This is a genomic window from Hypericibacter adhaerens (assembly GCF_008728835.1).
GTDB classification, from domain to species: Bacteria; Pseudomonadota; Alphaproteobacteria; order Dongiales; family Dongiaceae; genus Hypericibacter; species Hypericibacter adhaerens.
Genome location: NZ_CP042582.1, coordinates 5,616,071 through 5,638,904 on the forward strand (window position 1 = coordinate 5,616,071; position 22,834 = coordinate 5,638,904).

The following is a 22,834-nucleotide window of genomic DNA, read 5'->3' on the forward strand; positions in this document are numbered from 1 at the left end:
GAGGGGAACAACAGGGGCCTAGGATTAGCGGAGGCCCTTCGGAATGACAAGCAAGGGCGCCGGCGCGGATTGCCGCGAAGCCCAGGAAATCCGGCCCTTTCAGGATCGTCCGCCCGGCTTGGAATCCCCGCCGGGTCGGGAATCCCCGCTTGGCCTGGAATCCAACGTCAGGAAGAAGGTGAGGAGCGCGAAGCGCCGTCCGGAGAGGACCGGCAGCGCCTCATGGACGAGCGCGCAGGAGAAGACCACGGCCCCGCCGCCCGGCGGCTTGAAGCGCTGCTGGCCGTATTCCGGGAAGATCAGCTCGCCGCCCTCGTACTCCTCGCTGTTGAGGTTGAGGGTCATGGCGAACATGCGGCTGCCGGTGCCGGGCCCCTGGCTGTCGCGATGGCGGCGGAAGTAGTCGCCGCGGCCCGCGTCGTAGCAGACGATCTTGAAGTTCTCGAAGCGGAAGCCCGCCGTGAACAGGAAGGCCTTGGCCATCTCCGGCGCCACCCGCCGGCCGATGGTCTGGGCCAGGACCTGGGTCAGGTCATGATCGCGGATGACATGGTCGAGCCGCTTTTTCAGCGCGGCGTTGATCTCGTGCGTCTGCTCGCCCTGCACCCGGCCGGCGACCCGGCCTTCGTCATGTCCCTGATCGTGCCAGCGCCGGATCAGCGCCCGGCAGGTCGGCCGGTCGAGAACGTCGGGCACCAGCAGGGCCGGTGCCGCGGAGCGAACGATGTCGGGCGAGGTGGCGGGGATCGAAGCGAGCAGGCGCGGCAGCGCGGCCTCGGCCGGGGTCGCGCCGCTTTCGGCCGCGATCAGGCGTTGGTTGGGGTCGAGCAGCAGGAGGGCCTCGCCCGGACCCCGTCCCAGCGCGCGGTGGAGACCGTTCAGGATCCGGCCCTGGGTATCGCCCAGCACCAGGTAAGGCAGGGCCGCGGCATCGGCGAGGAGGGCGCTGTCGCCCGGCACCAGGGCCAGGATGTCGACGCCGGCGGCCGCGTAATCGGCCTGGGCGGTCGCATAGGCGGCCAGGGTCTGCGGTCCGGGCGAGAGCAGGAGGGCGAGCGGCCGGCCCAGCGTGCGCTCATAGAAGGGCCGCATCGCGCCCTGCTGATCGGCGGCCATGAAATTGGGGACGCGATCACCCGGCGCGATCGCCGCCGCCGGCAACCGGATCGGCTGCGCTTCTTCTGTTTGCGTCGATCCCAGCGGCTGGGTCATGCCAGGGGCCGGTGTTCCGTTGCCGGGCTTACCGCGCCGGGCCGCCGGCCGCGCCGGCCGGATCGGGATTGCGCAGGAAGGAGAGGAGGGTGAAGCGCCGGCCGCGCGTGACGGGTAGGGCTTCGTGCAGCAACGAGCAGGAGAACAGCACCGCGCCGCCGGTGCCCGGCCGGTAACGGTGCGGGCCATATTCGGGGAAGGTCAGCTCGCCGCCCTCGTACTCCTCGCTGTTGAGGTTGAGGGTGAGCGCGAAGCGGCGGTCGGCGGTCTGGGGACTGGCATTGTCCCGGTGCCGGCGGAAATAGTCGCCGCGTTCGGCGTCATAGCAGGTGATGATGAAGCGATCGAAGCGGAAGCGGTTGAAGCCGAACGCCTTGTCGAGCTCCGGCGCAACCCGCCGGCCGATCACCGCCACCAGGGTCTTCAGCAGCGTTTCGTCCTGGATCGCATGATCGCGCCGCTTCTTCATGTTGTGATAGATGCGGTTCACTTCCTCGCCATCCACGATCGAGCTGACGGATCCTTCCTCGTGGCCGAGCCGGTGCCAGCGCGCGATGAGCGCGCGGCAGGTCGCGGGGTCGAGCACATGGGGCACCAGCAGCACCGGCGCCGCCTGGTCCAGGATCTGGCCCCGGGTCGCCGGCGCCAGCTCTTGCAGCCGGCCCATCGCCCAGGCCGCCAGGCCGCCACCCGCCCTCGCCTCGAGCAGGCGCTGGTTGGCGTCGAGGAGAAGGCACAGACCGGGCGCCGGCGACAACCCGCTGGCTCTGCTCAACCCATTGATGATGCTGCCTTTTATATCCGAGAGCAGGAATTTGGCGAGCGGTGTTCCCGCCGCCAGCGCCTTCAGGCTTTCAGGCTCGTCGGGGGCGATGACCAGGAGATCGAGCGCCGGATCGGAGGCCGGGCGGGACAGGCTCGCGAGGACGGAGGCGACCTCGCCGTCGATAGCGCCCTTGCTCAGGACCAGGAGCGCCATGGGATTGCCCCGGGCCCGCTCATAGAAGCCGCGGAAGGCGCCCTCCTGGTCCGCCAGCACGAAATTGGGCAGCCGGTCGCCCGGCGCCAGGGCCGCCGTGGGCGGGATCACCTCGATCGGCGCTGATTCAGCCAGCGGCGCGACCTCGGGTTCAGCGGCACCGGGAAGCATGCAGGGACACCTCGCCGCAAAGCGGGTCCGACAAACTCAGGCAGGTGCCGCCCGCACCGGTCTCAGGAACGTCAGCTCCCATGCCACCGCGTCCGTTCCGGCCGCGGCGCAACGGGCCTATTCGCCGGTCTGCGCGACGCGAAGCTGGCGCGCCCGCGTGAGAATGGCGTTCTCGAGGTCGGTCGCGGTCGAGGGCGCGACAGGCGCATCGACCCAGTTGGCGCCCTGCATCTCCTGGCGGAACACGGCGGCGCGCACACCGTCGGCGCGCAGCGTGCGGCCGAGGATATAGACGTTCACCTTGAACCGCTCGCTGGGCGTCTGGGGCGGCGTGTACCAGTCGGTGATGATGACGCCACCGAACGGATCGGCCGAGACCAGCGGCATGAAGGACATGGTGTCGAGCGATGCGCGCCAGAGGAAGCTGTTGACGCCGACACCGGCACCGCCGCCACCGCCGCCCTGCTCGTCCGTGGGCGATTGAGCGTTGCCGATATTGAGGCCGCCGGGCCCGAACACCGATTCCGGCTCGTTATAGGCCGGGGTGGTCTGGCCTTTGCGACGCAGATCCGGGTATTTCGAATCAGGATCGCCCCAGGCACAGCCGTAAAGAAGCGCCGGCAGCAGCATCAGAGCGATCGCTGCCAGGATCCCGCTGCGCCACCCGCGCTTCGCCTCCGCGGAGTTGCGCCGACCACTCGCCATGACCGCATTCCTTCCGATAAGCATCTGTAACGGCGAGGAAGCTTAAAGCAGAGCCCCTGTGACGGGTCAAGGCTGCCGGCGCCGCGGGAACGGACGGCCCCGCCCGGTCGCAAAGCTGACCTGGCCGACCGGTCGCCGGGGACCGCAAAAAGCCGCCATTTCGGCCAGCCGCGGCTGAAAACCGCAGCGGCGGGTGCAGAACCCGAGGGCGGGCGGGATTTCCCTGGCAGGACCCGCGGGTTTCCCCTATCTAGCCTGTCGCACCCTCATCCGCGCTGACCCGGAATCCCGACCCGCCGCATCATGGGCAAGATCGTCTGGCTCGCCTCCTATCCCAAATCGGGCAACACCTGGCTGCGGGTCTTCCTGCACAACCTGTTCCGCGACCCCGCGGAGCCCTACGACATCAACCAGATCGACAAGTTCTCGGTCAGCGATTCCGCGGCCGGCTGGTATCAGCAGCTGGACCCGCGGCCGGTCACCGAGATGACGGACGAAGAGATCGCGCAGCTGCGTCCCCGGGTGCACAAAGCCATCACCGGGATCTTCCCCGACAATGTGTTCGTGAAGACGCACAGCGCCCTGGTGATGTCGCACGGCACGCCGGCGATCACGATGGAGCAGACGGCGGGCGCCATCTACATCGTGCGCAACCCGCTCGATGTCGTGATCTCCTACGCGCATCACTATGGGCGCACGCTCGACGAGGCGATCCTCGAGGTGAACCGCCCGGGATTGCAGACACAGACCGGTGAGCGTCACGTCTATGAGCTGCTGGGCTCCTGGACCGAGCATGTCGCGAGCTGGACGTCGCGGCCCAATCCCGCCCTCCATGTCATGCGCTACGAGGACATGCTGGCCGAGCCGGAGCGCGCGTTCGGTGCGGTGACGAACTTTCTCGGCCTCACGGTCCGGCGCGAGCGCCTGTTGAAGGCGATCGAGCAGAGCTCCTTCCGCAACATGCGCGAGCAGGAATCCCAGAAGGGCTTCGCCGAGCGCAGCGACAAGTCGGACCGCTTCTTCCGCGAGGGCCGCGCGGAGCAATGGCGCGAGGTGATGACGCAGGAACAAGTGGACGCGATCGTCGCCGCCCATCGCCAGCAGATGAGCCGCTTCGGCTATTTCCCGCTGCCGAAGCGGAACTGAGCGGTTCCGGCTCTAGGATTCCGCCTGGGGCCGATAGCCCAGCTTTTCCATCATTGGCCCGAAGCGCTGCAAGGCCGCCTCGCGTTGCGCGGCGCTCATCGGATCCCGGGCGGAACCGCTCACGAAGCGCCTGTCCCCGCCCGCGGCCTGCGCCGGATCGAAGAAGATGCCGGCGCGACGCTCCCGGATCTCGGCTTCCTCGAGCGCCTGCATCGCGGCGAAGGAAGAGCGGTCGATCGCCGCCTGCAGCTTCGCCTCGCCGGCCTCGATTCCGAGAAACCGGGAGACCGTCGCCATCGTGCCCGCGATGTCCGAGCGCAGCGCCTCATAGCGCACGACGAGGCGCGTGTAGGGCAACGGATCCTCGGTCCAGCTCCGCAGATTCTCCTCCCACGTGCCGAAGCCCATCTCGCGCCATCGCTGATAGCCGCCCTGGGCGATGTAGCTGTCGATCCAGCGCCGCTCGAACTCGCGCTTGACGCTTTCGTTCTGCGGCCCGCTGGCCTGCTCGCCCCGCAGGATCACGTAGTTGAGGTTGGAGACCAGCACCTCGATCGGATCGCGGATGATGTAGATCGCCCCGATGGTGTCCTCGCGCAGCGGCAGGTCGGGCAGGAAGCGCCAGTGAGTCTTGATCAAGGTCTTGCGCGACCCATGGATCTGGTGGCCGACCAGGCCGCGATGGATGTCGGGCACCATCTCCTGCAGCGCCGCCGTGCTCGCGATCTGCCCATAGAGCAGGTTGGCGAGCAGGAACCTCATCCAGGTATTGCCCGAGCGGGGATAAGAGGCGATCCAGACGAATTTCGCGATGGTACGGAACTCCCCGTTTCGCCCGGCAGCCCAAGCCCGCCGATGACGATGTCGGCGATGCGGTTCGGCGACCGGGCGGTCGCAACGGCCTTCTGTCGAGGATAGAGCCGGGCGCGGCTGTCGCTCAACCGGCCGAGGCCTGGCCCGGGGTTGTTCCCGGCCGATTGATGCTATAAACGCGGGCGCCATGTCCCGCCACCCCCTTCCCCCCTGGCCGCCCGGCCCGGCCCGTCCGGCCGGGGCCGTGACGGGGCCGCCGCCTGAATTCCGCGCCGCCATCGAGCATCACCGGGCCGGGCGGCTGCGCGAGGCCGAGGCGCTCTATCTCGAGGTCCTCAAGCGCTTCCCGCGTGCCGCCGATGCCCAAGGCCTCCTGGGCTTTCTCCTGCACCAGGACGGGCAGCAGGAAGCGGCGCTGGTCCAGCTCGCGAAGGCGCTCGAGCTCAACCCGAACTTTCTCGACGCCTATCTCTGGCGCGGCATGGCGCTGCAGGCGCTCGGCCGGCTGGCGGAAGCGGAGGCCAGCTATCGCCGGGTCCTCATGGCCAACCCCCGGCATTTCGACGCGCTCTGCAATCTCGGCGGCGTGCTGGTGCTGCTGCACCGCGCGAACGAAGCGATCTCCCCGCTGGAGCAGGCGATCGCCCTTCATGGCAACCGTCCCGAGGCCCATTTCAATCTGGGCCGCGCCTTCATGGATGTCGGCCGGCCCGACGCGGCTCTCGCGGGTTTCCGCAAGGCGATCCAGCTGCGGCCGGACTATGTCGAGGCGCAGACGAATCTCGGTGCCTGCCTGATCGAGCTCGGCCGCCGGGACGAGGCCGAAGCCTGCCTCGAGCGCGCGCTGGCGCTCGATCCGACACGGCCTGAAAGCCATTACAACCTCGCGCGGGCCCGCAGCGAACGGGCCGATGCCGGCGACAGCGAAGCTCTCCTCCGCCAGGCCCTGGAGCTGCGGCCGGAATATCCCGAGGCGCGCGTCGAGCTCGCCAATCTGCTGATGAATCTCGGCCGGCGCGACGAAGCGATCGAGCATCTGCGCTACACGGTCGAGACATCGCCGGAATCGATCGTGGCGATCTCGAGCCTGCTGATGGCGCTCAACTACGATGCCGGCCTCGATGCCGACGCGGTGGCACGCGAGCATCTCGATCTCGGTAAGTCGATCGCGGACCGGGCGGCTTCGATGGCGCCGCTGTCCGGCCGATCCGGGCTTCGCGATCCCGGCCGCCGGTTGCGGCTCGGCTATCTGTCGGGCGATTTCCGCGCCCATTCCTGCGCCTTCTTCATCGAGCCGCTCTGGAGCGCCCAGGATCGCGCGCGCTTCGAGCTCTTCGCCTACTCGACCACGCCCGGCGAGGATGCGGTCACGGCCCGCTTGCGCGCGCTGGTCGATCACTGGCGTCCCGTGCGCTTTCTCGATGACGCGGCGTTGGCACAGCAGATCGCGGATGACGGCATCGACATCCTGATCGATCTCGCCGGCCATACCAGCGGCGGCCGGCCGCTGACGCTGGCCTTGCGTCCCGCGCCGGTCTCGGCGACCTGGCTGGGCTATCCGAACACGACGGGCCTCGCCGCGGTGGACGGAAGGATCACCGATGCGATCGCCGACCCGCCGGGCGCGAGCGACAGGCGACACAGCGAGCGCCTGCTGCGGCTGCCGGGCGGGTTTCTCTGCTACCGCCCGCCGGCCGACGCGCCGGCGCCGTCGGATCGTCCGGCTTCGGCGCCGCCGGTCTTCGGCTGCTTCAACACCGCGCTCAAGATCAATCGCCCGGTGGCGGCGTGCTGGACGCGCATCCTCGACCGGGTGCCGGGATCGGTGCTGCAATTGCGCGCCGCCCAGTTCCGCTACCCGGCCGCGGTCGGGGCGATGCGGGCCCTCTTCCAGGAGGCCGGCCTCGATCCCGCGCGGCTGCATTGCTCGCCCTGGCGGCCGACGATCGCCGAGGGGCTCGCCGACTATGGCGGCATCGACCTGGCGCTGGATCCCTTTCCCTATAACGGCACGACCACGAGCTGCGAGGCTCTGTGGATGGGCGTGCCGGTCCTGACGCTCGCGGGCGAAGCCCATGCGGGCCGCGTCGGCGCCAGCCTCCTGTCGGCGGTCGGGCTCGAGAAGGAGCTGGTCGCCGCGTCGCCCGACGACTATGTCGAGCGCGCGGTCGCGCTGATGCAAGACCGCGATCGGCTGCGGCGCCATCGCGCCGAGCTCCGCCCGCGCCTGGCGGCCTCGCGACTGACCGATCCGGCGGCGTTCGCCGCCGCGTTCGAGGCAGCGCTGCTGACGCTGTGGCAGGAGCGGCCAGCCTCTTCGGGTGAAGCCGGGGCATGACCGGGAACGAACCCGCTTCCGATGCCCGCCCGGTCCTGAGGCTGGTCCACCATCTGGCCCGGACCGGCGGCACGACTATCAGCAAATGCCTGGCGGTCATGCCGGGCGTGGCGCTCCTGAGCGAGATCCACCCGCTGGGCATCGAGAAGATCAGCGCGCTTCGTCAGGCCAGGGACTGGTTCAACCTGGTCGGCGAGGACGAGATCGACCGTCTCGGCGCCCATCCCGACTTCGCCGCCTCGATCCGCCTGATCGCGGCGCGGGCCTCGACACGGGGCCTGTCGCTGGTGATCCGCGACTGGAACCATCTGGACTTCACCGGCCCGCCGCTGGTGGAGACGCCCGGCTTTCGCATGGCGACGGCGGACGCGCTCTCGGCCCATTTCCGCTTGCGCCGGATCGCCACGGTCCGTCATCCGATCGACCAGTGGCAGAGCCTGCGCCGGGTTCCGCTGATGCGGGGAAAGATCGATCTCGATCGTTTTCTCGTCGGCTATCGGCGTTTCGCCGAGCTTGCGGCTCCTTTGGGCATGGTGCGGTTCGAGGATTTCTGCGCCGAGCCCGAGGCCTGGCTGCAGCGCCTCTGCGCGGCGCTCGATCTGCGCTACGACGCCGGCTGGCGGGAGCGCTGGGCAAGCTATGATCGCATCACCGGCGACGATGCGGCGCGGCGCGGCGGCGCTGCCTTGAGCCTGCCGCGGCGCCGGCCGCTCGAGCCCGGCCTCGCCGACGCCTTCCTGCGGCATCCCGACTACCGGCCGGCGCTGGCCCTGCTCGGCTATCGCCACCCGATCTGAGATCGAGCCCGTCCATGGCCATGACGTCGCCGAACCAGGAACCGACCGCGCCGATCGTGCTCTGCACCACCGTCGTCCGGTCGGCCCATCACGGCTCGAGCCATGGCGGCGCCTATCTCGTCGACCTCGTCACGGGCCGCCATCGCCAGGTGCTGGACTGGAACGACGGCTCGATCGATTGGAGCGGCCGCGGCGGCGGCCGGGGCCTGCGCGGGATCGCGTTCCACGGCGAAGAGATCTATATCGCCGCGTCCGACGAGATCTTCGTCTATGACCGGGAGTTCCGGGTGCTTCGTTCCTTCCGGCATCCCTGTCTCGATCTCTGCCACGAGATCTTCATTGCCGGGGATCGTCTCTATCTGACCGCCACCGGCTTCGATTCGATCCTCGTTCACGACCTCGCCGCCGGGCGCTTCATCGAGGGCCACTGCCTGCGGCGCGATGCGGCCTCCGGCCGGCTGCTCTATCGGCGCTTCGATCCCGCCGGTCCGGAGCTGCCGGAAGCGGGCGACAGCACGCATATCAACAATGTCTTCGTCGCCGGCGATCGCCTCTATGTCGGCGGCGTCAATCTCGACCGGCTGATCGAGCTCCATGAAGGCCGGGCCACCGCTTTCGCCCGGCTGCCCACCTGGACCCACAACGCCCGCCCCTTCGCCGGCGGCATCATCGCCAACAGCACGCAGAACGATTGCATCCTGATCGCGACGCGCGACGGCCGGCCGCGCCTCACCCTGCCGGTGCCGCGCTATCCGGTGGAGCAGCTCCAGAATGCCGATCTGCCCGTCGATTTCGCCCGCCAGGCCTTCGGGCGCGGTCTTGCGATCATCGACGAGAACCACATCGTCGCGGGATCCTCGCCGGCCACGTTAACCCTGTGGCGCCTGGCGCCCACGGCTCTCCTCGCCCGTGTCAATCTCAGTCTCGACATCCGCAACGCCGTGCACGGGCTTGCCATCTGGCCGTTCGGACGCACCTTCAATGAATAGGCCTTCATGCTCCCGGTGAGGGGGCGGGAGGCGAAGGATGTGACCGGCCGCCGGTAAGCCCTGGGGACATCCCGGGGCAAAGCCGACGGAGGGGATGGATGGATGAAGTTCGCCTTGCTGGGCACGACGGCGTTGGTCTCGGCAGGGCTCGTCAACGTTGCAGGCCCGCCGCGCGCGCTGGCCGACAGCGGCGTCGAGCTCGGTCTCGGCGGCTATTACGGGGCGGCCGCAGGTCTCCTCTTCCATCAGGACGACGGCAGCGGCGAGCCCGGGCAGCATACCCGCGACCTCGCGTTCCGCCAGGATGTCGAGGTCTATATCCAAGGCAGCACGACGCTCGATAACGGCCTGACAGTGGGCGTGCAGCTGCAGCTCGAAGGCCAGCAATCCGACGACCAGATCGACGAGGTCTATGCCTATTTCAAAGGCGGCTGGGGCCAGCTCCGCTTCGGCTCCGACGACGACGCCACCGAGCAGCTCGGCTACCTGATCCCCAACGCCTCGTACAATTTCGGCGTGGATTCACCCAACTTCGACTTCGCCAACGATCACGCCGGATTCACCAACGGCAACTTCCAGACCAACGACACGCTGCTCGACATCTCCGGCGACGCCACGAAGATCATCTATTTCAGCCCGACCTTCGGCGGCTTCAGCTTCGCGGTCTCCTTCGCGCCCGACCGCCGCGGCGAGGACACCTACTCCTACTGGTCGGGCCCCGGCGGCACGACCAGTAGCAACAACACGGGCCAGGTGCAGAACGTGCTCTCGGCGGCCATCGAGTTCGATCAGGATCTCAACGGGTTGGGCCTCGCCTCCGGCATCGGCGTCAGCGAGGGCCAGTGGGAGAATCCGATCCCCAACCAGAACCGGACGACCTGGGGTCTGAACGGCCATCTCGATCTGAGCTTCTCCGGCTTCACCCTGGGCGGCTCCATGGCCTATCAGAGCAACTACACCACGATCGGCGCCGGGTCGGACTTCCTCATCTATGGCGTGGGCGCGACCTACAACTGGGATGCCTGGACCGTCGGCCTGTCCTGGTCGCATGGCGACTACGAATATGCCAGCAGCACCGACGACGACGATCTCGACATCGTCCAGTTCACCGGCCGCTACGATCTGGGCCCCGGCATCTCGCTGGATGCCATGGTGGGCGTGAACAGCCTCGACAGCGCCAACGGCTCCACCCGTACCGACTACACGGCCTGGGAGGCCGGTATGGGCTTCTATATCGGCTTCTGATCGAAAGGCCGCCGGTCCGCCCGCCCCGGCTGGCGCTGCGGTTGGCGACCGCCCTCCTTTGCCCCTCGCTTTGCGCACCGTCCGCTTCTCATCCCCATCGCGGCGCGCCGACCCTGAGCCGACCTCCATCATTGCCCCTGCCCTTTTGGTAAGTTTCGTCCGCCGGCGCCGCCCGGCGGCGGTCCCGTCGCGGCAATAGTTCCTGCTGGGATTTTCTAACTATCTGTTCATCTTCTTTGTGTCATTTCCGCAACAGTATGACAGAAAGGACATATTTCGACGGCCGTTTGCTTGACCGTTAATGATGTCAGCGGGATAAGGTTATTCGCCGGAATTCAGCGTCGATGCCGAATTCCTGTCTCGGGGGCCTTGTCTAGGGGGCTGGCGTGGCAGGAAACACGGTCCCTGGGGCTCGAGACCGGCAGCAATGGGGAGCCGAGGGTAGCTAGCGCCTTCGGCTAAAACTCTAAGAATAGGAACCGACTGTCATGAAACATGTTCTTCTCGGTACGACCGCTCTGGTCGCCGCCGGGCTCGTGGCGAGCAACGCCCAGGCTGCGCAGGGCGTTCAGCTCGGCATCGGCGGCTACTATGTGGGTGCGGCCGGTCTGATCCTCGATCAGGATGACGGCACCGGCGATCCGGGGCAGCACACCCGCGATGTCGTCTTCCGTCAGGACGTCGAGGTGCACTTCAAGGGCGAGACCACGCTCGATAACGGTCTCACCGTCGGCGCGCGCATCGAGCTCGAGGGCCAGCAGTCCACCGACCAGATCGACGAGGTCTGGGCGTACTTCAAGGGCGGCTGGGGCCAGGTTCGCTTCGGTGACGACGACGACGCCACCGAGCAGCTGCACTACCTGATTCCGGCTGCTGCGACGGCGTTCGGTGTCGACACCCCGTTCTTCGAGTTCTCGAACAACCACGGTGGCTTCACCAACGGCTTCAACCAGACGAACAGCACCGTGCTGAACATCTCGGGCGACGCCACGAAGATCCTCTATTTCAGCCCGACCTTCGCCGGCTTCTCCTTCGCGGTCTCGTTCGCGCCGGACCGCCGGGGTGAGGATACCTACTCCTACTGGTCGGGCCCGGGCGGCACGACCTACAGCAACAACACCGGCCAGGTTCAGAACGTCTTCGCGGCGGCCCTGAACTTCGACCATGACTTCAATGGCGTCAGCCTCGCCACCGGCATCGGCTTCGCCGAAGGCCAGTACGAGCAGACGGGCGGTGTCACGAACAACGAAACGACCTGGGGCGTGGACGGTCACCTGATCGTCAGCTTCTCGGGCTTCACGATCGGCGGCGCCGGCCGTTACCAGCAGAACTTCTACAGCGCCAGCGGCGCCGATCTGTGGACTGCCGGTGCGGGCGTCACCTACAACTGGGATGCCTGGACGGTCGGTCTCTCGTATTCGCACGGCGATTACGAATACTGGTACAGCGGCAGCTCGTCGGACACGATCGACATCGTGCAGATCACCGGCCGCTACGACCTCGGCCCGGGCATCGAGCTCGACGCCATGATCGGCTACAATACGTTGGATGGCGGTTCCGGTACCGGCAACGCCGACGACGACACTTGGGAAGCTGGCGTGGGCTTCTATATCGGGTTCTGAACCCGGGAAGCCTTTGGGGGCCAGAGCCCAGAGGGGCGGCGAAAGCCGCCCCTCTTTCTTTTTGGACTTCAGGCAAGGGGCGGCTCCGGCCGCCCTTTTTCTTTGCCCGGCCGGATGCGGGGGGACGATCCCGCAGGCCTCGCCGGGGCAGCGGGATTCCTGGCACCCTCTCTCGATTCATTGACCAATCAAGCGACCGGCGCTTCGCCCCCCGGCTCGCGGCGGCATGTCCGCCGCGGACGAGGAAACTCCGCGGTTTCCGCAAGGAAACCCGCCGGTTTCCGTCGAGAAACTCACGAGTTTCCGCTTAGAAACCGACCAGTTTCCAAATTCATGGATGATCGTTCATTCCCTATCTAACAAGCTGTTTATTCAGTTCATGAAACTTCATCCATCAATGTCGATTCATCATGTGATCGTTGCGCCACAGCCGTGCAAAAAAGCATCAGTCGGGTTGTAGTTAACTTGACCCTGATGCGTCGCGAGCATGATCGTGCCGGCGGTGGGTAAGCTTCCGCCGGCGTAACAATCGCTCGAATGAAGTTTCGTCCAGGGGGCCTCGAGCTAGGGGGCTTGAAGGCAGAAGGACGAGCAGGGGCAGGTTGCAGCCGGCATCGGGGACCGAAGGTGGCTAGCGCCTTCGGCAGCAACTCTAAGAATAGGAACCGACTGTCATGAAACATCTTCTACTCGGTACGACGGCGTTGGTCGCCGCCGGGCTTGTGGCAGGTAATGCCCAGGCCGCGCAGGGCGTTCAGCTCGGCATCGGCGGTTACTACACGGCCGCTGCCGGCCTGATCTTCAGCCAGGACGACGGCACCGGCGATCCGGGGCAGCACACCCGCGATGTCGTCTTCCGTCAGGACGTCGAGGTGCACTTCAAGGGCGAGACCACGCTCGATAACGGTCTCACCGTCGGCGCGCGCATCGAGCTCGAGGGCCAGCAGTCCACCGACCAGATCGACGAGGTCTGGGCGTACTTCAAGGGCGGCTGGGGTCAGATCCGCTTCGGTGACGACGACGACGCCACCGAGCAGCTGCACTACCTGATCCCGAATGCCTCGAACGCGTTCGGCGTCGATACGCCGTTCTTCGAGTTCTCGAACAACCACGGTGGCTTCACCAACGGCTTCAATCAGACGAACAGCACCGTGCTGAACATCTCGAGCGACGCCACGAAGATCATCTACTTCAGCCCGACCTTCGCCGGCTTCTCCTTCGCGGCCTCGTTCGCGCCGGATCGCCGCGGTGAGGACACCTACTCCTACTGGTCGGGCCCGGGCGGCACGACCAACAGCAACAACACCGGCCAGGTTCAGAACGTCTTCGCGGCGGCCCTGAACTTCGACCATGACTTCAACGGCGTCAGCCTCGCCGCCGGCCTCGGTTTCGCCGAAGGCCAGTACGAGCAGACGGGCGGTGTCACGAACGTCGATACGACCTGGGGCGTGGACGGTCACCTGATCGTCAGCTTCTCGGGCTTCACCATCGGCGGCGCGGGCCGTTACCAGAACAACTTCTACAGCGCCAGCGGCGCCGATCTGTGGGTCGCCGGTATCGGCGGTACCTACAACTGGGATGCCTGGACGGTGGGCCTCTCCTGGTCGCATGGCGACTACGAGTACTGGTACAGCGGCAGCTCGTCGGACACGATCGACATCGTGCAGCTGACCGGCCGCTACGACCTCGGCCCGGGCATCTCGCTCGATGCCATGGTGGGCTACAACACGCTGAATGCCGGCGGCAACACCGGCAATCAGGACGACGACACTTGGGAAGCTGGCGTGGGCTTCTATATCGGGTTCTGAACCCGGGAAGCCTTTTTGGGGGCCAGAGCCCGGAGGGGCGGCGAAAGCCGCCCCTCTTTTTCTTGGCGGCCGCGGCCGGGGCGCTCGCTCGCGCCGCCCCCATTCTTTCAGGGCGTTCGCGGCGGCGGCTTTGGGCCAGCCCCGGTTTCTTTCCGTAACGCACACCTCCCGGCGGCCACGCCCTATTGCAGGCACCAGACGCCCAGCATGAGCCAATGCCGGTGAACCCTGAACCGTTCTGTGTCCCGACGGCCACGGTGGGCAGAAAAACATCGGCATAAGGGGCAGTTAGCTTGACCGAAACGCTTCGCGGACATGATCGTGCAACCGGTGGGTATGTTCCCGCCGGCGCGACCATCATTCATCCGCCGGCGTAACGATCGCTCGAGCAAAGCTCCGTTCCGGGGGGCCTTGAGCCAGGGAGCTCAAAGGCAAGGGAACGGAGAGAGGCAGGTTACAGCCGGCATCAGAGACCGAAGCCGTCCAGTGCCTTCGGTCGCCATTCCAAGAAGGGGAAGCCGACTGTCATGAAACATGTTCTTCTCGGCACGACCGCGCTGGTCGCGGCCGGGCTCGCCGTGAGCCAGGCCCAGGCTGCGCAAGGCGTCCAACTCGGCATCGGCGGCTATTACGCGGCCGCGGCCGGCCTGATCCTCAGCCAGGACGACGGCACCGGCGATCCGGGGCAGCACACCCGCAATGTCGTCTTCCGCCAGGATGTGGAGGTCTATTTCCAGGGCGAGACCACGCTCGACAACGGCCTGCAGGTCGGCGCGCGGATCGAGCTCGAAGGCCAACAGTCCGAAGACCAGATCGACGAGGTCTGGGCCTACTTCCAGGGCGGCTGGGGTTCGTTGCGCTTCGGCGACGACGACGACGCCAGCGAGCAGCTGCATTATCTGATCCCGAACGCCTCGAACGATTTCGGCGTCGACACGCCCTATTTCGAGTTCTCGAACAACCATGGCGGCTTCACGAACGGTTTCAACCAGACCAACAGCACCGTGCTCGACATCTCGGGCGACGCCACGAAGATCATGTATTTCAGCCCGACCTTCGCGGGCTTCTCCTTCGCGGTCTCCTACGCACCGGACACCGGCGCCGAGGACAGCTACTCCTATTGGTCGGGCCCGGGCGGCACGACCTACAGCAACGATTTCGGCATCCAGAACGTCTTCTCGGCGGCCTTGAACTTCGACCAGGACTTCAACGGCGTCAGCCTTGCCGCCGGCATCGGCTTCGCCGAAGGCCAGTACGAGAACACCGGCGGCAGCACCAACGTCGATACGACCTGGGGCGTGGACGGCCACCTGATCGTCAGCTTCTCGGGCTTCACGATCGGCGGCGCCGGCCGTTACCAGAACAACTTCTACAGCGCCAGCGGCGCCGATCTGTGGACCGCCGGCGCGGGCGTCACCTACAACTGGGATGCCTGGACGGTCGGTCTCTCGTATTCGCACGGCGACTACGAATACTGGTACAGCGGCAGCTCGTCGGACACGATCGACATCGTGCAGATCACGGGCCGCTACGATCTGGGCCCCGGCATCTCGCTCGACGCGATGATCGGCTACAACACGCTGAATGCCGGCGACAACACCGGCAACAACGACAACGACACCTGGGAGACCGGTGTGGGCTTCTTCATCGGCTTCTGATCCCGACAGCTTCCGACGTTCGGATCCCGGAGGGGCGGCCCAGGCCGCCCCTCTTTTCTTTTGTCCTCTTTTGTCCCATCGCGAGGCGGCACCGGAAGCGTCCGCGCCACGCGCCGTTCCATTGCGCCCTGTCGGCCTCTCTCCGGAAGAGCCGAACCGCCGCGTCTCGAGCGAAGCGGCGAGATGTGAAACCCGGCCGCAAAGAGAGACTCGCCTCGAGTCACCTCGAGGCAATTCACGCATCGCGATCGCAGAACGCGGGTGAACGAACCCCCATGAGCAGGCTCTCGCCGTTCATGCGGTGATCCGTGCCGGCCCTGAACGCGAATGCCTCGATTTCCCCCTCTGCCGCAAGCGATCAAGGCACTCAATCTCCGATTGCATAAGGCACAACCGGCGCGTGCATGGCCTCGCAATCTGAGCAAGCGTTCATGAACCGATGGAAAGCGTGTGATCCGGCCGCAACAGCCGGCGGCAAATGGAGCCTTTCCGGGTAGTTAACTTGACCCGATCGGGCCGCGGGCGAGATGGTCTTGCGCGGTGGGTGGATTCAATTTTGGCCAGCTAACGTGATCCCTTTCTCTCATGCCGCAACCTCAATGGGCTGTGTCCCGGAGAGACCAGGGGGTAATCGCGATCGCGGGGCCGCAACGAGGACGAGGGCGTGCAGACGCGTCTCGAACCTCCAATGATAGGAGCCCACTGTTATGAAGAATGTTCTGCTCGGAACAACGGCGCTGGTTGCTGCCGGTCTGGTTGCGAGTCACGCCGAAGCCGCCCAGGGAGTCCAGCTGGGCATCGGCGGCTACTATGCCGCCGCTGCCGGCCTTCTGTTCGACCAGAGCGACGGCAACGGCGATCCGGGTGATCACACCCGCGACATCGTCTTTCGTCAGGATGTCGAGATCCACTTCAAGGGCGAGACCACGCTCGATAACGGTCTCACCGTCGGTGCCCGCGTCGAGCTCGAGGGCCAGCAGTCCACCGACCAGATCGACGAGGTCTGGGCCTATTTCAAGGGCGGCTGGGGCGAGCTCAGATTCGGCGACGACGACGACGCGACGGAGCAGCTGGGATACATCATCCCTTCGGCCTCCAACATCTTCGGTGTCGACACGCCTTATTTCGAGTTCGCCAACAACCATGGCGGGTTCACCAACGGCGTGTTCCAGACGAACAGCACCTTGATGGACATCTCGAGCGATGCGACGAAGATCATCTATTTCAGCCCGACCTTCGCCGGCTTCTCCTTCGCGGCCTCCTTCGCGCCGGATCGCCGCGGCGAGGACACCTATTCCTACTGGTCGGGTCCGGGCGGCACGACCAACAGCAACAATACCGGCCAGGTTCAGAACGTCTTCGCGGCGGCCCTGAACTTCGACCATGACTTCAACGGTGTCAGCCTCGCCACCGGTGTGGGCTTCGCCGAAGGCCAGTGGGAGACCAAGGCCTCCGGCGCCAACGTGGACACCACCTGGGGCGTGAACGGCCATCTCGATGTGAGCTTCTCGGGCTTCACCATCGGCGGCAGCGGCATGTATCGGGACAACTGGCAGAGCTCGGCCGGCACCGATTACTGGGTGGCGGGCATCGGCGCGACCTACAATTGGGATGCCTGGACGGTCGGTCTCGCCTGGTCGCACGGCGACTACGAGTACACGCCCTCGAACGACGACGACAAGATCGACATCGTCGAGTTCACCGGCCGCTACGATCTGGGCCCCGGTATCTCGCTCGATGGCATGGTCGGCTATAACGACATGAATGCCGGCGATACCGGCCATCAGGACGACAAGACCTGGGAGGCTGGCGTGGGCTTCTATATCGGGTTCTGAACCCGGCGGAAGCCTTGGGGTACCGGCGTCCCGGAGGGGCGGCGAAAGCCGCCCCTCTTCTTTTTTGTCAATTTGGCTGACCAATCTGCCGGCTGGAGCGTTATAGCCGGCCGGCCCGTTCGGCGACATCCTGTCGCCCTGGACAACCTCTAGACGTAAGCAACTCTAAATTGCACCCCCTCGATTATGACGATAGGGTTACGTCCAATGTTGCCAACGAGCAACAGTGTGTCGCGCGCTGGCGCTGTCATCCAAGCTTAATTTGCTCAGCCCGCGCCGGCCCGCGATAACCCTAAAGCGACGTTCACCTCGGTCCTAACGCCGTTAATGAAGCGGATGGGGCAAATCGGCCGAGGTGGGACGCACAAGATTGAGGGCCCGCCGGCTGTTCTGACGGCCGGTATCAAATCTAGGGGAAGTATCACGATGAAGAAGATTCTGCTCGGCTCGACAGCCATGGTCGCAGCCGCTTCGCTCACCAGCGTCGCCCACGCGGCGCAGGGCATCCAACTCGGCCTCGGCGGCTACTATCAGGGCGCGGCTGGCTTGATTCTGAGCCAGGACGACGACACCGGCGAACCGGGCAACCACACCCGCAACGTCGTCTTCCGCCAGGACGTCGAAGTTCACTTCAAGGGCGAGACCACGCTCGACAACGGCCTCACCGTCGGCGCCCGCATCGAGATGGAAGGCCAGCAGTCCGACGACCAGATCGACGAGGTCTGGGCCTATTTCAAGGGCGGCTGGGGCCAGGTCCGCTTCGGCGACGACGACGAAGCCTACGAACAGCTCGGCTACCTGATCCCGTCGGCCTCGAACGGCCTGTTCGGCGTGGACTCGCCGCATATCGAGTTCGCGAACAGCAAGGTCGGCGGCGCGTCGGCCCTTCAGACGAACACCACCGTCATGAAGCTGACCGGCGACGCCACGAAGATCCTCTATTTCAGCCCGACCTTCGCGGGCTTCAACTTCGCGGTGTCCTTCGCGCCGGATCGCCGCGGTGAGGACACCTACTCCTACTGGTCGGGTCCGGGCGGCACCACCTCCTCGCAGGATACCGGCCAGATCCAGAACGTGTTCGCCGCCGCGTTGAACTTCACCCATGACTTCAACGGCACGAAGCTGGTTGCCGGTGTCGGCGCCGGTGAAGGTCAGTGGGAAAACACCCTGGGCGGCCAGGACGACACCAGCTGGACCGTGCGCGGCCACCTGATCGTCAGCTTCTCGGGCTTCACCATCGGTGGCGCCGGCTCCTACCAGGCCAACTATCGCAACACGACCGCCACGGACGATGTTGACAAGTGGGTCGCGGGCGGCGGTGTCACCTACAACTGGGACGCCTGGACCGTCGGTCTCGCCTACTCTCACGGCAGCTACGAGTTCGCGTCCGAGGACAATGTCGACACGCTCGATATCGTCGAGTTCACCGGCCGCTACGATCTCGCTCCGGGCATCGACCTGGAGGCGATGGCTGGCTATCACCAGTACATCAACGATGCGAATTCCGATGGCGACGACCACACCTGGGAAATGGGTGTGGGCTTCAATATCGGCTTCTGATCGAACGACCGATCTCTCGGATCGGCGGGCCTGGGGGGTCACCCCCTGGGTCCGCCGCCGACAAGGGCGTGACGTGCGACGTTCGTTGCGCGGCTCTGTCGCGGCACCTGGGCGATCGACAGTCGGGGGTACCGCGATCTTGGGGGAGCCATCGGCCGGGGGGCCGGTGGCTCCCCTTCGTTTGGGCGCCATGCTATGAAGCGCCCGGACGGCGGCACCGGCCCGCTCGCCGCCGATATTCCCCTTCAGGGCCGCCCGTGAGTACCGCCATGACCGAGGCGCCCGCCTTGTCCATTGCTTCGCGCCTCGAGCAGATCCAGGCCCGAATCACCGCCGCCGCCAAGGCGGCCTCGCGACCCGCGGCCGGCGTCCATCTGGTCGCCGTCAGCAAGACCCATGACGCCGAGGCCTGCCTCGAGGCCCTGGCGGCCGGGCAGCGGCTTTTCGGCGAGAACCGGGTGCAGGAGGCCCAGGGCAAATGGCCGGCGCTGCGCCACCGCTATCCCGGGCTCGAGCTGCATCTGATCGGACCGCTGCAGACCAACAAGGTCGCCGACGCCGTGGCGCTCTTCGATGTCATCGAAACGCTCGACCGCGAGAAGCTCGCCCGCGCCCTCGTCGCCGAACGTGACAAGGGCCGGCGGTTGCCCCGGCTCTATATCCAGGTCAATACCGGCGCGGAGGAGCAGAAGGCCGGCATCCTGCCGGAAGCGGCACCCGCCTTCATCGCGCTGTGCCGCGACGAGCTGGCCCTGCCGGTCGAAGGCCTCATGTGCATTCCGCCGGTCGATGAAGAGCCGGCGCCGCATTTCGCGCTGCTGGCTCAGCTTGCGCGCCAGCACGGGCTTCCGGCGATCAGCATGGGGATGAGCGGCGATTTCGAGATCGCCATCCGTTTCGGCGCGACCCATGTCCGCGTCGGCACGGCGATCTTCGGGGAGCGCCCGCGCGCGGCGTGAGCGCTGCCCTGCCGCGGACGGCGAGCGATCAGTTCAGGAGGGATGGCGCCGGCGAGGCGGGCGGACGCGGGGCGACGATCCCCGTCGCCAGGGAAGCCCGCAAGGCGCTGCGCCGCGTGCCGACCCGGCGCCGGCCGGCGAGCCGGGAACGCGAGCTCGCGCGCAAGCGAATCCTGGTGCGATGGATCACGAGTGTCCCCCTCAGCTCTGGAAGTCGAGTCCCGGCACGGGGACCGCTTCCCGACTGCGTTCCTGCATCATCTTGCGATAGCTGTCGAGTGCCCGCGACATCGCGGCCGGCACATTCGCGGTATCGACCGGCTTCAGGTTGGCGGGCCCCAGCGAGCGCCCCAGGCCCTGCGTGTCGATCGGCGCCGGATTGCGGACGGTGAAGCCGGCCGGTAAGGGCGGCGGCAGCGGCTTCAGGGTGCGCGCCGGTTGCAAGGCCGGGTCGGCGGCGGCGGCGGCGCTCGGCGCCTCGGTCACGCGTGCGCTCGCGGCCGCGGTCTGCGGCAGCACCACCGGCAACGAGTCCGTCACGCTGCCGGCGCCGATCACCTGAGGCTGGGCCGAGCTGGCCGGCTGGGCCGTGGCGGCGGGCGGCAAGGCCGCATCGGCGGGCGCCCGGGCCGCATTGGGCGCTTGCGACAGGGTCTCGACCAGTCCCTCGGGAATCTCCTGCAAGGCGTCGGGCGCCGAGGCCTCGATCGCGGCGCTGGCCATCCCGGCACCGCGGCTTGCGGGCATGCCGGCATCGCTTGTCGGCGCCTGCGCGATCTCGGTCGCGGCCGGTGCGGCGGTTTCCGTGCTCGCCAGGTCGGGGGCCGCGGCTGTGTCGGCCGGGGCATCGGCAAAGGGCGAGGGGCCCAGCAGCGCCACCATCACCTGTTGATCGGCAGCGCCGCCGGTGACGGCATCGAGCATGAGCGTGCCCGCGGCGGAGGCGAGCCCGACAACGCCGCCATAGAGCGCGCCGCCCGCGAGCTCGGAGGCCGGCGAGATCGTGTCGCCCGTGAGCCATCGATAGACGCTGCTGACGACCGGGATGTGCTGCAGCGGATTGATGACGTCGACCACGTCGTCGATGGTGAAGCCGTCATCGCCAAACGGATGGAAATCCTTGCTGTCGGCCTGCGGCTTCCAATCGCGCCGCGTGAAGGCGACGGTGCGCTCATGCGGATCCATGAAGCTGGGATCGGGACCGCCCTGCTCGTCGGATGCGGTCGCGTCGGCGGCCGGCGTCCCGGCCGCCGTCGTCATCGCGGCGGGATCGGCGGCGGGCGGGCTGCCGGCGGATGCCGCCGCCAAGGTCGCAGCGAAGCCGCCCGTTCCCGTCGCGGCCGGCTTCGTCGTGCTGCCGTAGCGCGGGTGGACGGGGGTCTGGAGTCGGAATGGAGAGTCGAGCTCGACCGGCATGAAGGGGCCCTTTGGGCTCCTTCAATGCAGGATCGATGCCAGGCCGATCGGCGTCGCCGGCCTCACGGGACCGATTTCGAAACGCGCCTTTTCAACGGGTTGCCTGTCCTGCCGCCAGGCCCGGGCGGGAATTCCGGCACCGGCCGCCGCAACCCTGGGCAAATATTGCCGCGTGCAGAGCAGGGCGCATCGGCCCGACCCCGCGGGCCGATGCCGGCCGCGCTAGAACATGTGGCCGAACTTGCGGGCCTTGGTGGTGAGGTAGTCGCGATTGAAGCGGTTGGCGGGGATCACCAGCGGCACGCGCTCGGCCACCGCGATCCCGAGGCGCTCGAGGCCCGCGACCTTGTCCGGGTTGTTGGTCATCAGCCGGACGGTCTTGAAGCCCAGGCGGCGCAGCATCTCGGCCGCCGCGAGATAAATCCGCTCGTCGGCCTCGAATCCCAACTGCTCGTTGGCGTCGGCCGTATCCGCGCCCTGGTCCTGCAACCGGTAGGCGCGCAGCTTGTTCACCAGCCCGATGCCACGGCCTTCCTGGGCGAGATAGAGCAGGATGCCGCCGCCCTGGCGCTCGATCTCGGCGATGGCACCGCGCAGCTGCTCGCCGCAATCGCAGCGCAGCGAGCCCAGCAGATCGCCGGTGAAACATTCGGAATGAAGCCGGGCCAGGGCCGGCTTGGCGGGGTCGGGCTGGCCGATGATGATGGCGAGATGCTCGGTCGAGCCGTCGCTGGGCCGGAAGGCCACGATGCGCGCATCCTCGGCTCCTTCCATTGGCACGCGCGCCTCGCCCACCGGCTGCAGCGTGACGGCGGCCGTGGTCTCGTAGGCGGCCACGTCCCCGGCCCAGACCGCCAGGATCCCTTCGGCTGCGGCCATGCGCAGATGCTCCTCGGCGCTGCGCGGGGGCAGGGCGGACACCACGGCCGCGGGCAGCAGGCGCGCGAGCTTGGCCAGATGGATCGAGGCGGCCGCCAGCTCGTCCGGGAAGGGCGGTGGCGGCAGGTCCGGCGCCAAAGCCGCCGTCACCGCGGTCGGATCGGCCAGACGAAGCACGGCTTCGGCATCCGCGCCCGCCGGCAGGCTGACCAGGAAGGGCCGCTCGTTCGGCGCTTCGAGATTGGCCGGGGTCGGCACCCCTTGGCTCGCGGCCAGGCCCAGCACGGCGGCGCGCCGTCCGGTCAGGACCAGCAGCGCCGGCCCCGCCTGGCGCAACCGACGCAAGCCCGCGAGGGCCACGGTCTCGGCCGCGGCCGCGAGGCAGGCCGCCTGGGGTCCCAGGATGAGCACCGGCTGCCCGCGGCGAAACTCCGTGGTGGCGCGATCGACGGCGATCGCCGCGGCGGCCGACAATTCGGACGCCGCCGCGTTCCGGCTCTGGTCAAGGACGGGTTCGGTCATGAACTCAACTCTAGCAGGCGCCCCCGCGAAAGGCCGCCGAAGGAAAGCTTTCGATCCGGATTAGGGCCGGCATTAGGCCGCCCTGGGGCCTCGGGGTCAAGGCGGCGCGGTGTCCGCTGGCAGATTCGAATAAACCTCGTCAAATCAATTGTCTGTAATCAGCCCGGCCGGCTCTCGCCA

At 67.1% G+C, this 22,834-nt stretch carries 17 protein-coding genes; 11 read left to right on the plus strand and 6 right to left on the minus strand.

The annotated features are described in order from the left end of the window. Positions 1-99: 99 nt before the first annotated feature. From FRZ61_RS25210 to FRZ61_RS25220, 3 genes are all read right to left on the minus strand, one after another. On the minus strand, positions 100-1,212 hold the full coding sequence (locus tag FRZ61_RS25210; RefSeq protein WP_151120406.1) for a 2OG-Fe(II) oxygenase: 1,113 nt from the start codon (positions 1,210-1,212) through the stop codon (positions 100-102). A 28-nt stretch (positions 1,213-1,240) separates the two neighbouring features. Continuing rightward, a complete protein-coding gene (locus FRZ61_RS25215; RefSeq protein ID WP_151120407.1) occupies positions 1,241-2,362 on the minus strand; it encodes a 2OG-Fe(II) oxygenase in 1,122 nt (373 codons plus the stop codon). Positions 2,363-2,479: 117 nt separating this feature from the next. Beyond that, the gene (locus FRZ61_RS25220) at positions 2,480-3,067 is read right to left on the minus strand and encodes a DUF3576 domain-containing protein (protein ID WP_225309001.1); all 588 of its coding nucleotides are present in this window, start codon (positions 3,065-3,067) and stop codon (positions 2,480-2,482) included. Positions 3,068-3,370: 303 nt separating this feature from the next. Between FRZ61_RS25220 and FRZ61_RS25225 the strand changes: the two genes are divergently transcribed. Further along, on the plus strand, positions 3,371-4,213 hold the full coding sequence (locus FRZ61_RS25225; RefSeq protein WP_151120408.1) for a sulfotransferase domain-containing protein: 843 nt from the start codon (positions 3,371-3,373) through the stop codon (positions 4,211-4,213). 12 nt (positions 4,214-4,225) lie between these two features. On the opposite strand, the gene FRZ61_RS25230 is transcribed toward FRZ61_RS25225, so the two are convergent. Continuing rightward, positions 4,226-4,975 (minus strand): sulfotransferase domain-containing protein, encoded by a 750-nt coding sequence (locus tag FRZ61_RS25230; protein ID WP_191909202.1) that lies wholly within the window; start codon positions 4,973-4,975, stop codon positions 4,226-4,228. Between the two features lie 295 nt (positions 4,976-5,270). On the opposite strand from FRZ61_RS25230, the gene FRZ61_RS25235 reads away from it, so the two are divergent. The 10 genes from FRZ61_RS25235 (at position 5,271) to FRZ61_RS25280 (ending at position 19,837) form a co-directional block, all read left to right on the plus strand. Continuing rightward, the gene (locus FRZ61_RS25235; protein WP_191909203.1) at positions 5,271-7,364 is read left to right on the plus strand and encodes an O-linked N-acetylglucosamine transferase, SPINDLY family protein; all 2,094 of its coding nucleotides are present in this window, start codon (positions 5,271-5,273) and stop codon (positions 7,362-7,364) included. Beyond that, entirely contained in the window at positions 7,361-8,161 is an 801-nt protein-coding gene (locus FRZ61_RS25240; RefSeq protein WP_151120411.1) for a sulfotransferase, read from the plus strand. The genes FRZ61_RS25235 and FRZ61_RS25240 overlap by 4 nt, the downstream gene beginning before the upstream one ends. 14 nt (positions 8,162-8,175) lie before the next feature. Beyond that, positions 8,176-9,150 (plus strand): hypothetical protein, encoded by a 975-nt coding sequence (locus FRZ61_RS25245; protein ID WP_151120412.1) that lies wholly within the window; start codon positions 8,176-8,178, stop codon positions 9,148-9,150. A 102-nt stretch (positions 9,151-9,252) separates the two neighbouring features. Further along, positions 9,253-10,395 (plus strand): porin, encoded by a 1,143-nt coding sequence (locus FRZ61_RS25250; protein ID WP_151120413.1) that lies wholly within the window; start codon positions 9,253-9,255, stop codon positions 10,393-10,395. Positions 10,396-10,883: 488 nt separating this feature from the next. Continuing rightward, positions 10,884-12,017 carry a porin gene (locus FRZ61_RS25255; RefSeq protein ID WP_151120414.1) on the plus strand — a complete coding sequence of 378 codons (1,134 nt, stop codon included), beginning with the start codon at positions 10,884-10,886 and terminating at the stop codon, positions 12,015-12,017. A gap of 674 nt (positions 12,018-12,691) precedes the next feature. Continuing rightward, positions 12,692-13,825, plus strand: a complete 1,134-nt coding sequence (locus tag FRZ61_RS25260) for a porin (protein ID WP_151120415.1) — start codon at positions 12,692-12,694, stop codon at positions 13,823-13,825. 527 nt (positions 13,826-14,352) lie between these two features. Beyond that, positions 14,353-15,483: a porin gene (locus FRZ61_RS25265; RefSeq protein WP_151120416.1), complete on the plus strand. Its 1,131-nt coding sequence runs from the start codon at positions 14,353-14,355 to the stop codon at positions 15,481-15,483. Positions 15,484-16,190: 707 nt separating this feature from the next. After that, the gene (locus FRZ61_RS25270; protein WP_151120417.1) at positions 16,191-17,318 is read left to right on the plus strand and encodes a porin; all 1,128 of its coding nucleotides are present in this window, start codon (positions 16,191-16,193) and stop codon (positions 17,316-17,318) included. A gap of 426 nt (positions 17,319-17,744) precedes the next feature. Then, the gene (locus FRZ61_RS25275; protein WP_191909204.1) at positions 17,745-18,878 is read left to right on the plus strand and encodes a porin; all 1,134 of its coding nucleotides are present in this window, start codon (positions 17,745-17,747) and stop codon (positions 18,876-18,878) included. Positions 18,879-19,147: 269 nt separating this feature from the next. After that, a complete protein-coding gene (locus tag FRZ61_RS25280; RefSeq protein ID WP_225309002.1) occupies positions 19,148-19,837 on the plus strand; it encodes a YggS family pyridoxal phosphate-dependent enzyme in 690 nt (229 codons plus the stop codon). A gap of 201 nt (positions 19,838-20,038) precedes the next feature. On the opposite strand, the gene FRZ61_RS25285 is transcribed toward FRZ61_RS25280, so the two are convergent. Together FRZ61_RS25285 and ribA are read right to left on the minus strand one after the other, a co-directional pair. Further along, positions 20,039-21,253 (minus strand): hypothetical protein, encoded by a 1,215-nt coding sequence (locus FRZ61_RS25285; RefSeq protein ID WP_151120419.1) that lies wholly within the window; start codon positions 21,251-21,253, stop codon positions 20,039-20,041. 222 nt (positions 21,254-21,475) lie between these two features. Next, entirely contained in the window at positions 21,476-22,654 is a 1,179-nt protein-coding gene (gene ribA, locus FRZ61_RS25290) for a GTP cyclohydrolase II (RefSeq protein WP_151120420.1), read from the minus strand. Positions 22,655-22,834: the final 180 nt, after the last annotated feature.